The 14571-nt window shown below is 60.0% G+C and carries 13 protein-coding genes; 1 reads left to right on the top strand and 12 read right to left on the bottom strand.

Going from position 1 to position 14571, the window contains the following annotated elements:
• Positions 1-1061 precede the first annotated feature (1061 nt).
• The 7 genes from IVA91_RS31180 to IVA91_RS31150 all read right to left on the bottom strand — a co-directional run bounded on the left by IVA91_RS31180 (position 1062) and on the right by IVA91_RS31150 (position 8175).
• Positions 1062-1274: a hypothetical protein gene (locus IVA91_RS31180; RefSeq protein WP_247460068.1), complete on the bottom strand. Its 213-nt coding sequence runs from the start codon at positions 1272-1274 to the stop codon at positions 1062-1064.
• A gap of 24 nt (positions 1275-1298) precedes the next feature.
• On the bottom strand, positions 1299-2186 hold the full coding sequence (locus IVA91_RS31175; protein WP_247460066.1) for an HK97 family phage prohead protease: 888 nt from the start codon (positions 2184-2186) through the stop codon (positions 1299-1301).
• Between the two features lie 84 nt (positions 2187-2270).
• Positions 2271-2687 (bottom strand): hypothetical protein, encoded by a 417-nt coding sequence (locus IVA91_RS31170; RefSeq protein ID WP_247460064.1) that lies wholly within the window; start codon positions 2685-2687, stop codon positions 2271-2273.
• Positions 2688-3328: 641 nt separating this feature from the next.
• Complete coding sequence (locus IVA91_RS31165; protein WP_247460062.1) at positions 3329-4669, bottom strand: virulence-associated E family protein; 1341 nt, start codon at positions 4667-4669, stop codon at positions 3329-3331.
• 604 nt (positions 4670-5273) lie between these two features.
• Positions 5274-5513 (bottom strand): AlpA family phage regulatory protein, encoded by a 240-nt coding sequence (locus tag IVA91_RS31160; RefSeq protein ID WP_247460061.1) that lies wholly within the window; start codon positions 5511-5513, stop codon positions 5274-5276.
• A gap of 214 nt (positions 5514-5727) precedes the next feature.
• The gene (locus IVA91_RS31155; RefSeq protein ID WP_256466424.1) at positions 5728-6918 is read right to left on the bottom strand and encodes a tyrosine-type recombinase/integrase; all 1191 of its coding nucleotides are present in this window, start codon (positions 6916-6918) and stop codon (positions 5728-5730) included.
• A gap of 291 nt (positions 6919-7209) precedes the next feature.
• Positions 7210-8175 (bottom strand): nitronate monooxygenase, encoded by a 966-nt coding sequence (locus tag IVA91_RS31150; RefSeq protein WP_247460056.1) that lies wholly within the window; start codon positions 8173-8175, stop codon positions 7210-7212.
• A 114-nt stretch (positions 8176-8289) separates the two neighbouring features.
• On the opposite strand from IVA91_RS31150, the gene IVA91_RS31145 reads away from it, so the two are divergent.
• Positions 8290-9852, top strand: a complete 1563-nt coding sequence (locus IVA91_RS31145; protein ID WP_247278941.1) for an AMP-binding protein — start codon at positions 8290-8292, stop codon at positions 9850-9852.
• Between the two features lie 78 nt (positions 9853-9930).
• Here IVA91_RS31145 and IVA91_RS31140 read toward each other — a convergent pair whose 3' ends face one another.
• The 5 genes from IVA91_RS31140 to IVA91_RS31120 all read right to left on the bottom strand — a co-directional run bounded on the left by IVA91_RS31140 (position 9931) and on the right by IVA91_RS31120 (position 14570).
• The gene (locus IVA91_RS31140; protein WP_247278942.1) at positions 9931-10704 is read right to left on the bottom strand and encodes a thioesterase family protein; all 774 of its coding nucleotides are present in this window, start codon (positions 10702-10704) and stop codon (positions 9931-9933) included.
• A gap of 22 nt (positions 10705-10726) precedes the next feature.
• On the bottom strand, positions 10727-11695 hold the full coding sequence (locus tag IVA91_RS31135; protein WP_247278943.1) for a nitronate monooxygenase family protein: 969 nt from the start codon (positions 11693-11695) through the stop codon (positions 10727-10729).
• Between the two features lie 249 nt (positions 11696-11944).
• The gene (locus IVA91_RS31130; protein ID WP_247278944.1) at positions 11945-13345 is read right to left on the bottom strand and encodes an aspartate ammonia-lyase; all 1401 of its coding nucleotides are present in this window, start codon (positions 13343-13345) and stop codon (positions 11945-11947) included.
• A gap of 37 nt (positions 13346-13382) precedes the next feature.
• Positions 13383-13919, bottom strand: a complete 537-nt coding sequence (locus tag IVA91_RS31125; RefSeq protein WP_247278945.1) for a hypothetical protein — start codon at positions 13917-13919, stop codon at positions 13383-13385.
• A 48-nt stretch (positions 13920-13967) separates the two neighbouring features.
• On the bottom strand, positions 13968-14570 hold the full coding sequence (locus IVA91_RS31120; protein ID WP_247278946.1) for a YqaA family protein: 603 nt from the start codon (positions 14568-14570) through the stop codon (positions 13968-13970).
• Position 14571: the final 1 nt, after the last annotated feature.

Below are 14571 nucleotides of genomic sequence, written 5' to 3'. Positions count from 1 at the left end.
CCTGCTCTCGCTACGAGCGTGGCTTGTATATAGCTGCAGAGAAGTGGAAGGTCTGACTCAACGAAGTGTCTCAGGTCGCAAGCGCCGACAATTTCTACGAACAAGGACCTCTCAGGTTTGCTCAAATATGACGGTGGGGACAGTCGGGCTGGCTCGCCACTGACGCTCAATCTGAGTACGTTGGCCGCCGCTGCGGATTTGCGTCCTCGTTGTAGCATACGCGCTCCTTCTAAGTTGTGACGCTGAATAATTCCCTCAAGAATAAAGTCCTTTTATAAGGTTTGGACCAGCACGTGATCCGCGATCCAAAACGGTCTATTGTTTTGATACGCCCCCCTGGCCCCTGTCATTTTGTCGAGCGGCCGGCAGAAGAAAGAACGCTGGCCGCTCGCGAAGCCTGAACTGCCCTCAACACGCGGACTCCAACCACTTAGGAAAGAGCAGCGTCCCTTAGCGAGATGGTGTTGACGTGCTCGTCGGTATCATCATCGCTAAGGTCGCGCTCAACGAGACGGGTGCACGAACCTCCGCTCGCAACTCATTGCTCAAATGCTTCGTATGATTTGCATCGCATCGAGTAGAATATCTGAAGTTCACACCGCTGAATTCATACGATTTGTGCATATCTCGGCACATAACATCTCCAATTCGTTTCGTACAATTGCATTTCTTCCGCGATCAGCATCTCTGCGATGAGCATGTTGCGGCTTTCCTCAGTCGAAACATGTGCATCTTGGATCGACATGGACCTTATCCATTTCTCGCTGCTACATCTCGCAAAGCGGACTCGAATTTCGTTTGATCACATTTGGGCAGATACGTTGTCGCGGTTAGCATCGACTGAGTAGCACAAACAAAATCCCGCACCCTGCGCTGATCCTGATCTGACAAAGATTGCGCCCGCCGAATGACTTGACTTAAAAACGAAACAATCTGATCAACCTCATTGGTTGACGAATTGACCACATAAGAATCATTCCTTGCATCGATCGCGTTGTGCCCATCGCTAAGCGGGAGCGGCTGCCAAACCCCGTCAACTATCACCGCGACAACGCCATTCATCACTGCACCCTTCCAACAACATCGGTATGCCAAAACAAACCGCATGCTGCACGTTCGATATCGGCATAGCGCTCGTCAATCACAGACGTGATTCGCAGTTGTTCAATCGCCGCTTCACGGTGGCCCTGCAATAATTGTTGCCACTCTTCCTCGGTCAGGTCAGGTCCCACCATCAGGTCATCGCCGAATTCAATAATGATATTCTTTATCATGCTGCTCTTCATCTTTCGACTATCTCAACCGCGATATGGAAATTTCTGTCCGCGCCAAGTGACGTAGGACTCTATATCTAATGTCGGTGGGTCTCTGCGCGCCAGGTATTCCTGATGCTTTCGCGCCACCTTTTCCTTCTCGTATATTTTGACCTGCTCTCTCGCCCGTCGGAGAACTTCAGCGTTGTATTTGTCTTGCTCGATCCTCTCCTTTTGTTGTGGCGACAACAGAGGCGGTAATCTTGCCGGCAGCAACTTCGGTTGAGTTTTCGAGTTCGCCTTCTGCTGGTGTTTAGATGATCGCGCAAGTACCTCTTTCGCCTTACGGATGACGGCTGCTCTCTCTTGAGCGCTGTAGTGCTTGACGTTGGCACGCGCCTGTTTAATTCGTTCGGCGATAGTACGGTTCTCGTTCTGCTCCTTGAAAATCTTCTTGATCGTTTCATTGGAAACGCCGAGCCGCTTGGCTTCCAAAAGTGCGCTCGGCAGGGCTGGTGTCGCTACAAGGCTGCACTCGATCAATAATTGCCTAAGATAATGCCAGCCGCCAGTAGGTCTCGGCAGGCGTTCGAGCGCTCGAAAACCGACTGAACAGGCTTTTAGGCAGCCACTTTTTATAAGAGCCCGCACCTCATCCACAATTTTTGAAGTCCCAGATGGAGCTAGAACCAAACGCCCACGCAAGGCACCGCGCTCCCATCTCACGCCATCCCAGCGACCAACGATCGATTTAGAATCATGAAAAGCAAGCGCCGGAAGATTTCTTTGAGGAATTTCCCAGCCGCCGGTTTTTGTATCCTTGGAATTTCCGACGATATCGTCGTAATGATCAGGCAAAGGTTCTGACAGGATGAAGTCAAGCCGATTAAGATCGACATCGCTTTCAGTCGTCTTGTGAACTAGCGCGCTCATGGCGTTTCATTTCCTCAACGGCACGGCTTCCTAAAATCATTACTATACGCCATCAAATCCCACGTTCGCGTAACGCGTTACCAATTATTTTCGGGTCACCACCTTCACGACGATGGTCGCGATCACGTCGTTGATTAATTTGTCCCATTGCTTATCGGTGACCGGCTCGTCATCGGCCCGCTTGATCCTCAAGTCGGCGGCAATTTGATCGATCACCGAGCGAGGCAGCGGGATGTGACGAAATTCGACGGGGTCATGCCTGTCCGCTCTCGTGCGGCGGCGGGCCCGAAGCTCTCCGACGCGCTTGCGCGTTAAGAGGCGCCTTCTCACGACGCAGGTGGGAGTGATCTTCACTTCTGGATAAACGACAGGGAAAGTTTGGTGCGAGGCGAAGTGCTTGCCAACTATTTCGAAGAAGGTAGGCCACGTGTTCTTCTTCGGCGGTACTCGAATTCCGCGATCAATAATTTTTGGTACGTGCCACGGTAGCTTGGTCGTCATGCCGTGTTCTTTACCGCCTCAGCGAGTTTCAGATACATCTCATCGTGCGTGAGTTGATGGCCTAGCCGTCCTTGCGACGAACCTCACGGCGGACAGGAACGCTGCCGTGAAATGGGGGTGATGGCAAATTGGACCCATGGTCCTTTTTGATTTCGGTGCTCGCGGCTTTCGCGGCGGCCGCGGGTGGAAGAACACCCAGATGATCTTCGCAGGCCATGGCCCTGGCGATTCTGGGAAAGCTGTCTCGCGGAGCTTTACGGCTGCGGCCTGCTGCTCTGGCGTCAATGCGGGAACCTCTGGCTTCATGGGGCCCTCAGGCGGGCTGACAGGGGTTCGGTGAGGGTACCCCCTGTGTCATCGCGCTACCACGGCGCGCTTGAACCACGACGGGCCGGACGCAATGTGGCAGGGGTCGGGTGATTTTCCTTCCTCGTGGCAGGGGGGCTGACCTCAAAATCGAGGTCATGTAGGAGGTCAGCTAGCAAATTAAGCCTGGAACTAGGCCTGTATAGATGACCTAAATGACCTAGATGACCTCTTTAAGATTTAGAGAGTTCTAGAGCATAGAGGATAAAGGGTACATATCCGTGCATCCTGCCGGGGGAGTCTAGGATTGTAGAAAGGTCATTTGGGTCAGATGGTCAGCTTTTTTGCGGATAGCAATAGACATCGCAGAAGTAGCCGTTGACCTGCTTATCATCGATGGTGACCTTTCCGTGCGAGTGTCGCTCCCAGCCGATGTTCCTCATTGCGTCTGATAGCCTCATTGAGTGACCTCTATTCTGGTGACCGGGCCGGAGGCCCAAGGCGAAGTTCAGCAAGTCTGCAGTAGATGCCCGCCACTGAGTAGACACCTGACCGTTCACTTCCGCTTTTTTCACCTCGTGGACCACCTTCTTTTCGAAGCCATCGGGGTCTGCCACCACCTTTTGAGGAGTGAGGCTTGCCAGGACAGGCTCCCACGAATCCTTGACGCGTCGCTGTTCCTGAGCCTTCACGGCATCATTCCAGAGTTCGCCAAGCGTGATGCTCTCTCCCTGCGACTCGCACCTCGCGGCTTCGCCCCACAGCTGCAATCGATCTCGCTGTAACTTTTCAAGATCGACGCACTTGGTAATCTTCACCGGCCAAAATCTTCGGTTGCCGTCCGGTGATTGAAGATACTCGGACATTTTGTTCGTGGTGCCGACATCGATGCAATGCCGTGGCTGCTTCTTCGGGAATCTTCCATACGCAGGCCTTCCTCTGTCGATTTGCCGGCTCGCGTATGCCTTGACTTGCTCCACCTCTGCCTTCTTCATGCCTGCTAAGTCGGCGTTCTCGTGGATCCACACTTCCGCCAGTTGTTCCTGAATCTCCCGGTCCTTAGCTCCGAGAATGCTCTGATCCGAGAAGTTCTCGTCTCCTGCCAATATGCGAATGGCGGTGCTCTTGAACCAACCTTCCGGGCTCTCGAACACCACGATGTTGTCGAACTTGCAGCCGGGATGGCGAGCCCTCCGAACCGCCGCGATCATCATTTTGCGAACGAAGGCCCGGTTCAGCTTCGTGTCAGCGGCCTTGAAGTAGTCAACAGCCATCGCATCGAGTCGCTCGATGCCGTCCCAGTCGGCTTCGGCTTCATCGAGCATGTCGCAGACGGGGTCGAAGCAGTTCTCCAGCGCCAAGGAAATCACCGCGTCTCTGACGTACTGCTCCGTGAAGTCGAAGCCGTACTGCTCCGAGAGGATTTGCCTGAGCCTGATGATGACGTGGTCAGACACCTCTCCTTCGATCTGCGTCAGCTCGTGCTTTGCGGCATCCCCTTTAAAGCCCACGAGGAGCTTTTCGTGGAATGTATCGTAGCTGCACTCGATGCCGAGGGCATCGATCGCGATCCTCGCGTTGTAGAGGCTCGGAATTCCAAACCCGCCTTTGGCAGTTTCTCGCCACGTCACCAGATAGCGTCTCCGGATCAGAACGACTTGTGAGTCGTCTTTCATGACGGACCTCCTTCGCGAGGTCGGCAGCAAGGGTTCCCATTGCACGTCAAGAGCACAGCGCCTTGTACGCGTCTCCAAGATGCAGCGACGTCTGGGGATTGATCCTTCTCCACGCCCGCAACAACTCGCCAGCGGTCCGGCAACCGAGGGCGGCCGGACACGCATAGATTGTACATTTACTCAGGTGCGACCTGATGATAGAACGAGGCTGTTCACGACTCCTCGTAATTTTTCTCTCCGCGACCCGGCCGACATCGCGGTCGCGGATTTTTGTTGTGTAGTCCATGGTAATATCCCTTCATTGAAATGTTCTCCTCTCCCTGTGTGTGAAGTTGTCGTCAAGCTCATCCTCACTCAATGTCGGCGTGATATTGGTCCAGGCCTCGATGAAGGAGTTGCCATAACCGACGCCCTTACCGCTGGCAGGTTCTTAGCGGCGATATCGTAATCGGTCAGGGTCACTAACTATTGTCCTTTTTGGCAGACAATCTCCACGGCGAAATTTTGGGCGTCGTTCCTCCTGATTAAATCGACAGATTGCTCTCGGCTTCGTCCCGCTGTTCTTTGTCAGTCAATGTCACTTCCTCCCATGCCTCAGCGGGGCTTACTTTTGTGTCGCCTCCACCTCCTCAGCGCGAGTTTTGTACTTCCGCTGCGGCCTGCCCGTGATCCAGTCGTCGATCTCGGATGCGATCCATGCAACTTTCCCACCGACCTCGCGGCTCATGGGGAACCTGCCGGTCCGCATCCAATCCCAAAGAAGGGGATAAGATACGCCGACGCGATCTAGCACCTCAGGTTTGAACACGAGGCGGACTTTGGTTTCAGGTTTTGGCTTCTTCATTTTGAAGCGGACTCCTAATGAGGAGCCGAAAGCGGGGCGTAAAAAACAAAAAACGCCCACGAACCTCACGGCTCAAGTGGGCGCCCCGATTTGGATTTATAAGCCTCGCTGGGCGCGAGAAGCACGGGCTGATCGCGGCGGTCACCGCTTGTCCTTAATATAACCTATTCAGGACTAACTAGTAAATATTATTTCTGGGTTCCCGGCCGTCCTATCAGCCCATGATCTTGCTCGCCACCTTCTCCATGATCTTGCGATCTTCCTTCGCGTACTTGTGGCGATCGTAGATATCTGTGGTCGAACCCTCTACGTGATTGAGGATGCGATCCATCGCGTCCCTGCCGAAACCGAGACCGGTGATGGTGGAGCCGCAGGTCCGGCGGAGATCATGCGGCGTTGCTCGTTCAACTCCGAGCTGCTTGCAGATATCCCGCATCGCCTTATCGAGGCCGGAGATCGCTCCACCGCGCTGACCTGTGAACACGAAGCCGGTCGCATCCATCGCACTGATGATCTCTCGTGCCGTCTTCGAGAGCCAGACCCGGTTTGACTTGGTATTCTTCGTCCCGGGCCAATCCAGCCTGACGTCCCGCTCACCCGGCATCTCCCACCAGCCATCCTTGAGGTGCTCTACCCGCATGTGGCTGACTTCGCCCGGTCGTTGCCCGGTGAGCAGGATCATCTTCAGCGCGCTGCTCTTGACCAGACCCGCGTCGTCGAACGCGGCCCAGAATTTCGGTAGCTCGCTGTCTGCCAAGATCCGCTCGCGCTCGTTGGTCGCGTTGCGCTCGACGCCGATGCAGGGATTGACGAACCCCGACGCGATCAACTCTTCCTTCGCGCCCCACGTGAAGATCGCGGACGCGGCGGCTAACGTTTGATTGGCGACGATCGGTGCCGCAATCGCGGCCATCATTGTCCTCACGTCGGATCGCTTGATGTCGGTGACCTGAAGCTTGGCCCATCGCGGCAGGAGATGCTTCTTGACGAGATAGTCAGGTTGCTCCCAGCTCTTGTTTCGCTTCTTCTTGTGCTCGGCGTAGTCGCGATACTTGGCAGCCAGCTCTTCGAATGTCCCGGACAGCCGCTCCGCCTTGCGCTCGGCTTGCGGGTCCTCACCCTTGCTCGCCCGCAGTAGGATGGTGCCTGCCAGTTGGCGGGCATCTGCGAGGCTGATGACCGATGCATCGCCGATGTGATACCACCGTGGTCGCCCCCTCCGAGAGTAGATGGCCTTCCAGACTTTCCTGCCCGACGCGTGGACCACGAGGGCGAACCCTCGCATGCTCGTGTCCCACACCGTGTAGGGTTTCGCCCTCGGCTTGAGAGAGTTGATGACGAAGTTGCTCAGTTTGCGTTTGTCCGGAGCCGCTGCCGGGCTCCCATCGCTTCGAGGGCGTGCCATGACGAACCGATCGCTCTGTTAGGAATTTATTCCCATGCCCTGTAAGTCCAGTAATTAACTCTCAATTAACTCCAAGCCCTTCACGGATCTTAACCAAGGTTAATGGTCTTGAACAGAAAAAGTTCATTGGACCAAGGAGATAATGACCTTTTTGGGAGTTAATTAATGAGATTTAATGGGTCTGAAAGGGACCTTTTCTTAATCTGCCGTTAAGTGAGCGGGACGGAAGAGCGCGGGATTAACCGTGATCGGGAGACGGCGCCTCTCTACGCCTCCGGATTTGTACGGGGACTACCGCCCGCCGGCCTCGCGATATTCCGCGCGCGTCTGCGCAACGAGATCGCTCACCGCCACCACGTCTGTCACGCCCGACGTCGAATGCCCAGCACTCCAGATGTCGCGCCAGCGTTTTGGCCGGTTCTCGCGCGCGGCGACGTCGATGTCCTTGGCGATGTCGATCGCCCCGTGCGCCGGTAGGTCGTCGGGATCGAGACCTGCGGCCACGATCGACGGCCTCAGCATGCTGGTCTGCAGTCCCGTGACGGCGGTGGTGAGCAGGACGTCGTCGGCGCTGCTCTCGACCAGCATCCGCTTGTGGCGGTCATCGGCCATGCTCTCGCGCGTCGCGATGAACTTCGTGCCCATGTAGGCGAGATCGCAGCCGAGCACTTCGGCGGCATGCAGCGCGCGGCCGTCGCTGACGCCGCCCGCAAGCACAATGATGCCGTCGTAGAATGCCCGCACCGCGCGGACAAAGGCGAACGGGTTGAGCCAGCCGGTCTGCCCGCCGGCGCCTGCCGTGAGCAGCACCAGCCCGTCCACACCGGCTTCCGCTGCACGCTCGGCGTGGCGGATCGAGGCGACATCCGCCAACACCAATGCGCCGGCGTCATGCAGCGGCTTTGCGACCTGTGCGGGCGAGCCGACCGAGGTGATGACAATCTCCGGCCTGTGCCGCAGCAGTACGGCGAGATCCTGCTCCAGCCGCGCGTTGGAACGGTGCACGATCAGATTCGGGCAAAGCGGCGCCGCCTTGCGCCCGGTTTGCTCTTCGTGCTGCCGCAATCTGGTTCCGACCGCGGTGAGCCATTGGTCGAGCTGTTCCGGGCTACGGCAATTCGCGCTGGGAAAGCTGCCGATCACGCCGTTGCGGCAGGCCGCGACCATCAGCTCGACTCCCGACACCAGGAACATCGGCGCCGCGATCAGCGGCAGAGCGAGACGATCGCGGAAACGTTGCAGTCGATCCGACGGCATGCATGCCTCCCTGCGCGGGCTTCGTCGTTCCATCCCGCATTCGCTGTGCTAGCCTCATCAGCAACATTGGCACGCCAGAAGCCGATGACAAAGCAACGAGGAAACAGGAAGCATATGTCCGATCCGCTCCACGCATCGTCCCCGGCTTGTGCGCAGACGCTACGGGCACTGTCGCGCTATCCCGACCGCACCGCTTTCGCCTGGCCTGAGGGATCGCTGAGCTATCAGGGCACCATCGACCTGATCGGACGCATGCAGGCTGTGTTCATGCGGCTTGGATTGCAGCCCGGCGCGCGCGTCGCCTTCCTCACCGCCAACCGCGCCGACACCTGGTGCGCGGGCGTTGCTGCGCAATTGGCGCGGCTCTGCATCACCTGGCTGCATCCTCTGGGATCGCTGGACGACCAGCTGTTTCAGCTGGAGGATTCCGAGGCCGAGATGCTGGTGGTCGATGCGGCCGCCTTCCGCAACCGCGGCGGCGAACTCGCCGCGAAGGCCGGCCGGCTCAAGGCGGTCTTCACCATGGGATCCGCGGATTATGGCGTCGATCTCTTGCAGGCGATCGAGATCGAGGGCCACGCCAGCGCGCTGTGCCTCGCCGGCCCCGACGATCTCGCCACGCCGAACTACACCGGCGGCACGACCGGTAAATCCAAGGGCGCGCTGCGCTATCACCGCGAGAACGCCGGAGCTGCCGGCGCGATCCTCGCCGACTTCGAGATCCCCGACGCCGCGCGCTATCTCACGGTCGCGCCGATCAGCCATGTCGCGGGCACGAAGGTGCTGCCGACCTTGATGCGCGGCGGCACCGTGCACATGCTCAAGAGTTTCGATCCCGAGGCCATGCTGGCGACGATTGCGCGCGAGCGCATCAACTTCACGCTGCTCGTGCCGACCATGATCTATGTGCTGCTTGATTATCCCGCGCTCGGCAGGACCGATCTGTCTTCGCTCGAGCTGGTGCTTTATGGCGCCTCCGCGATGTCGCCGAGCCGGCTGGTCGAGGGCATCGAGCGCATCGGGTCGGTGTTCTCGCAGCTTTACGGGCAGACCGAATGCTATCCCGTCTCGGTGCTGCGCAAGGCGGATCACGATCCCAAGACACCGGAGCTGTTCCTGTCCTGCGGCTTCCCGATCGCGGCCTGCGAGGTCAAGATCCTCGACGACAACGACCAGGAGGTGAAGACGGGCGAGCCGGGCGAGATCTGCGTGCGCGCGCCGCACGTGATGGCGGAGTACTGGAAGCGGCCGGACATCACCGCCGATACGCTGAAGAACGGCTGGGTCCACACCGGCGACATTGCGCGCATGGACGAGCGTGGCTACATGTTCATCCTCGACCGCAAGAAGGACATGATCGTCTCCGGCGGCTTCAACATCTTCCCGCGCGAAGTCGAAGACGTGCTGTCGCAGCATGCCGACATCGCCATGGTCGCTGTCGTCGGCATTCCCGACGAGAAATGGGGCGAGGCCGTCACCGCCATTGTCGTGCCGCGCGAGGGCGCAAGGCCCGATCCGGACGAGTTGATCAACCTGGTGAAGACGCGCAAGGGCTCGGCGCACGCGCCCAAGCAGATCCAGTTCGTCAAGCAGCTGCCGATGACCGGCGTCGGCAAGGTCGACAAGAAGGTGCTGCGCGCCAGCTTCTGGAGCGGGCGCGACCGGATGGTGGGGTGAGCGAATGTCGCGAGATGCGACGCAGCGTCCATGCCTTCGCGGAGCATGACAGCGAAGCTGGGGCGCGGGCTTGCCCCCTCACCGCTTCTCGATCACCAGGCTCTGCACCGCCCGGCCGAAATAGCCTTGCCGGTCAGCCAAGCGCGACATTGCCAGCCCCGCGCCTTCTGGGCCGATCCAGGAGTCGCCATCGAGCAGGATCCACTCGCCGACCGGCTGACGTGCGAAGCTGATGGTGAGGTCGGCGTTGATGTAGGTCCAGGCGCGGAAATCCAGCGTCGAGGCGGTGCCGTTGGAGAAATCGGCGGCGACCACGGCGCGCATGGCCTGCGAGATCGCCTCGCCCTCGATCAGCGGATGATCAACGCGAAACCAGATGGCGCCGGCGCCGGCTTGACCGAAGCGGCCGCGCGCTGCACGCATCGAGACCGAGCGCACGAACGGGCTAGTGGCGGCGTGACCGTCCTCGGCCAGGGAGTCCTCCGGCGAGGGCAGCGTCACCGCTAGCTCCTTGACGTCCTCGGGCAGCGACAGTGCTTGGCGTCTGATCTTGAGCACGGTCGCACCGACGACCTGCACACCATCGGCCAGCAGCTTGATCTCGCAGAGCTGGATCTTGCGGCCCTCGCGCAGGACCTCGGTCACAATCGAGAGCGGCGCCACCGGCACCGGACGCATCAGATCGATCGTGACGCGCGCGATATCCATCGGCATCGGCGTCGGAATGCGTTCGGCCGCCCACGTCACCAGCGATGCCGGCGCCGAGCCGTGCTGCATGCGACGGTCCCAGGGTCCGGCGGCGTCCGGGCTGGTGACGACGCTGTTGCCGTCGACGCGGTAGATGGGAGGCATGCTGCACTCGAGCTCGGCGCGATTACAACGGCGGATCGATCGCTTCGTCGTATTCCTTCTTGAAGCGCGCGATCATTTCGGCGGCGGGCACGATGCCCTCGACGCTGCCGATGCCCTGGCCCGAGCCCCAGATCTCCTTCCAGGCCTTCGGCTTGGCGCGTTCGCCGGAGGCGTCGGTGCCGAAGTTCATCTTGGAGGGATCGGAGGTCGGCAGGTCGTCCGGATCCATCCCGGCGGCGAGGATCGAGGGTTTCAGATAATTGCCGTGCACCCCGGTGAAGAGGTTGGAATAGACGATGTCGTCGGCGCTCGAGCCGGCGATCATCTCCTTGTACTTGTCGACGGCGTTGGCTTCCTTGGTCGCAATAAAGGCCGAGCCGATATAGGCGAAATCTGCACCGAGGATGCGCGCGGCGCGGATCGCCTTGCCGTTGCCGATCGCGCCCGACAGCGCGATCGGCCCGTGGAACCATTTTCGCGTCTCGGCGACGAAGGCGAGCGGCGAGATGGTGCCAGCATGGCCGCCGGCGCCGGCCGCAACCAGGATGAGGCCGTCGGCGCCCTTCTCGATCGCCTTGTGCGCGAATTTCTGGTTGATCACGTCGTGGAAGACGATGCCGCCCCAGCCGTGCACGGCCTGGTTCAGCTCCTCGCGCGCCCCGAGCGAGGAGATGATCATCGGCACCTTGTACTTGGCGCAGAGCTGCATGTCGTGATCGAGCCGGTTGTTCGATTTGTGCACGATCTGGTTGACTGCGAACGGCGCCGACGGCTTGTCGGGATGCGCGCGGTCATAGGCCGCGAGTTCCTCGGTGATCCGCGCCAGCCATTCGTCGAGCAATTCCGGCGGCCGCGCGTTCAGCGCCGGAAACGAGCCGACCACACCCGCCTTGCACTGCGCGATCACGAGATCAGGCACCGAGATGATGAACAGCGGCGAACCGATCACCGGGATCGACAGGCGCCCCTTAAACAAGGCAGGCATGGACATTGCGGAACGGTCCTCTCTTGGCGGTCACACGGTTGGGATTATACCAACAAGGCAATCTTTCCACTGTCAAGTATTGCGTTTTGGCGCCGTGGCGAATGCGGTTACCGCAATTCCAAGGCGCGGAATTCGCGCTTCATAAGTCAGTGCGAGCGACGCGAAGCAATCCGGACTATCTGCGCCGAGAGACGCTGGATTGCTACGTCGCAAGGGCTCCTCGCAATCCAGGCGAGAGCTGCGGATGGCCGACAGCTACGAAATCAAATCCGGATTGATCAGCCGCTCGAACGAGAACATCTCGTCCCATTTCTCCTGCGTCAGCAGCCTGCGCTCGATTACCACGATCTGGTGCAGCGACTTGCCGCTCTTGTAGCCCTCGCGTGCGATCTCGGCGCATTGCTTGTAGCCGAGCAGGGGCTTCAGCACCGTGACGATACCGAGCGAGTTCAGCACCATGTTGCGGGTGTGCTCCTCGTTGGCAGTGATGCCGACGACGCAATTTTCGCGCAGGCTGTTGACCGCGCGCTCCATGGTGCGGATCGAGAAGAACAGCGCAAACGAGATCACCGGCTCCATCACGTTGAGCTGGAGCTGGCCGGCGCTTGCGGCCAGCGTCACGGTGGTGTCGAGGCCGATGACCAGGAAGCTGGTCTGGTTGACGACCTCCGGGATGACGGGATTGACCTTGCCAGGCATGATCGAAGAGCCCGGCTGAAGCTGCGGCAGGTTGATCTCGTTGAAGCCGGCGCGCGGACCGGAGGCGAGCAGGCGGATGTCGTTGCAGATCTTCGTCAGCTTGCTGGCGGTGCGCTTGAGGACGCCCGAGAGCTGCACATAGGCGCCGGTATCGGAGGTCGCCTCGACGAGATCGCCGGCGAGAACAAACTCGACGCCGGTCAGCGCGCTCAGGTGCCGGACCGCGAGCTTGGGATAGCCGACGGCGGCGGTGACGGAGGTGCCGATCGCAGTGGCGCCGAGATTGATCTCGCGCAGCAGCGCACGGGCCTCGGAGATGCGATCGACCTCCTCGCCGATCGTGGTGCCCCATCCACGGAATTCGGCCCCCAGCGACATCGGCACCGCGTCCTGAAGATGCGTGCGGCCCATTTTCAGCACACGATCGAATTCGCGGCCCTTGGCGAAGAAAGCTTCCTGGAGCTGGCGCAACGCCGTCATGTAGCTCTCGAGCCGCAGGATCAGCGCCAGGCGAAAGGCGGTCGGATAGGTGTCGTTGGTGGACTGGCCGTAATTGACGTGATCGTTGGGGCTGACGTGCTGGTAATCGCCCTTCGCAAAGCCGAGCGATTCCAGCGCGAGGTTGGCGATCACCTCATTGGCGTTCATGTTGGTCGATGTGCCAGCACCGCCCTGGATGAAGTCGGTGACGAACTGGTCCATCATATCGCCGGCAATCACGCGGTCGCAGCCCAGGATGATCGCGTCCGCAACCTTGGCGTCGATCGCGCCGAGATCGCGATTGGCCATGGCGGCCGCCTTCTTCACGTAACCAAGCGCCTTCACGAAGTAAGGCTCCTGGTTCATCGGAATGCCGGTGATGTGGAAGTTCTCCTTCCCGCGGATGGTCTGGACGCCGTAATAGATGTCGTCGGCGATGTCACGCTGCCCGAGGAAGTCCTGCTCCGTACGGCTCATAGGCGCTCCTTGTTGCATGCGCGCAACGTCGATCACGTCAGTTCTGGCATAGCGCGCTGGTCACGAAAGTATCGGTGCGGCAATCGTCCGGCTTGCGTTGCCGGCCCGGAATCAGGACCTTGGCCGAGCATTTCTCGGCGGAGTCGGCGTTCAGGCTCTTGCCTTCCTTATAGCCCTTGCTCTGGCAGAGCTGGTCGGCCGCCTGCTTGCAGTCGGGCGCGCCGTTCGCGGAGGCCGGACAGGCCACGCGCCCCGAGACCATGGTGGACGGTTTCGCCAGTCGCGACAAATCGTTCATGGTCTCGCCCGGGCTTTTGATCGGCGGCAGGATCGAGGGCAGCTTGTCGAACAGCTTGCCCATTTCGTTGATCAGCCCGGGATTTTCCTCGCGCGCCGGCGGCGCCGAAGGAGCGGGCGTCGACGGCGGCGGCGCGGCCTGCGTCCCCTGCTCCTGGAGGCCGAGCGCGGGCGCAGCTTGCGTCCACGCCGGCGTGGCGGCACGAAGCAGGAGCCAAGGCACGACGAATATCAGCGTCCCCAGCCGCAGGACCGGATTGCCGGATCGACCCATCATGACGGCAACCGTAGCCGAAGCCGGCCCGGTGGCAAAGCCGCCGCACCCTTAGATCAACTTGATCGCGACGACGAAGCCGAGCACCAGCACGATCGCGCCGATCGCGACCCACAATCCGAGATGCTTCTCGATCCTGACCCGGATCCAGTCGCCGTAGCGGTTGAGCAGGATCGCGACGACGAAGAAGCGTCCGCCGCGCGCGACGATCGAGCACAAGATGAACAGGACGATGTTGTAGCCGGCAAAGCCCGAGGTGATGGTGACGAGCTTGTAGGGGATCGGCGTCAGCCCCTTGAGCAGGATGATGATCGCACCCCATTCCGCATAGGAGGCGCGGAAAGCATCGACCTTGCCGCCGAGGCCATAGACCTGGATCAACCATTGGCCGACCGAGTCGAACAGCAGCGCGCCGATGGCGTAGCCGACGATGCCGCCGAGCACCGAGGTCGCGGTGCAGATCGCCGCATAGACCCAGGCGCGCTGCGGGCGCGCCAGCGACATCGGGATCAGCATCACATCCGGGGGGACCGGAAAGAACGAGCTTTCGGCGAAGGACACGGCTCCCATGATCCAGAGCGCGTAGGGCTTGTGGGCGGCGTCGATGCACCAGTCGTAGATACGTTTCAGCATGGCGCCGCGATGAAGCACCATG

It is taken from the genome of Bradyrhizobium sp. 153 (assembly GCF_023073835.1).
Classification (GTDB): Bacteria; Pseudomonadota; Alphaproteobacteria; order Rhizobiales; family Xanthobacteraceae; genus Bradyrhizobium.
This window is presented reverse-complemented; position numbering and strand designations above follow the sequence as displayed.

Bases quoted from the DNA above. Each gene is read 5' to 3' on its own strand.
- IVA91_RS31180 (WP_247460068.1), bottom strand. From the start codon at position 1,274: ATGATAAAGAATATCATTATTGAATTCGGCGATGACCTGATGGTGGGA.
- IVA91_RS31175 (WP_247460066.1), bottom strand. From the start codon at position 2,186: ATGAGCGCGCTAGTTCACAAGACGACTGAAAGCGATGTCGATCTTAAT.
- IVA91_RS31170 (WP_247460064.1), bottom strand. From the start codon at position 2,687: ATGACGACCAAGCTACCGTGGCACGTACCAAAAATTATTGATCGCGGA.
- IVA91_RS31165 (WP_247460062.1), bottom strand. From the start codon at position 4,669: ATGAAAGACGACTCACAAGTCGTTCTGATCCGGAGACGCTATCTGGTG.
- IVA91_RS31160 (WP_247460061.1), bottom strand. From the start codon at position 5,513: ATGAAGAAGCCAAAACCTGAAACCAAAGTCCGCCTCGTGTTCAAACCT.
- IVA91_RS31155 (WP_256466424.1), bottom strand. From the start codon at position 6,918: ATGGCACGCCCTCGAAGCGATGGGAGCCCGGCAGCGGCTCCGGACAAA.
- IVA91_RS31150 (WP_247460056.1), bottom strand. From the start codon at position 8,175: ATGCCGTCGGATCGACTGCAACGTTTCCGCGATCGTCTCGCTCTGCCG.
- IVA91_RS31145 (WP_247278941.1), top strand. From the start codon at position 8,290: ATGTCCGATCCGCTCCACGCATCGTCCCCGGCTTGTGCGCAGACGCTA.
- IVA91_RS31140 (WP_247278942.1), bottom strand. From the start codon at position 10,704: ATGCCTCCCATCTACCGCGTCGACGGCAACAGCGTCGTCACCAGCCCG.
- IVA91_RS31135 (WP_247278943.1), bottom strand. From the start codon at position 11,695: ATGTCCATGCCTGCCTTGTTTAAGGGGCGCCTGTCGATCCCGGTGATC.
- IVA91_RS31130 (WP_247278944.1), bottom strand. From the start codon at position 13,345: ATGAGCCGTACGGAGCAGGACTTCCTCGGGCAGCGTGACATCGCCGAC.
- IVA91_RS31125 (WP_247278945.1), bottom strand. From the start codon at position 13,919: ATGATGGGTCGATCCGGCAATCCGGTCCTGCGGCTGGGGACGCTGATA.
- IVA91_RS31120 (WP_247278946.1), bottom strand. From the start codon at position 14,570: ATGGTGCTTCATCGCGGCGCCATGCTGAAACGTATCTACGACTGGTGC.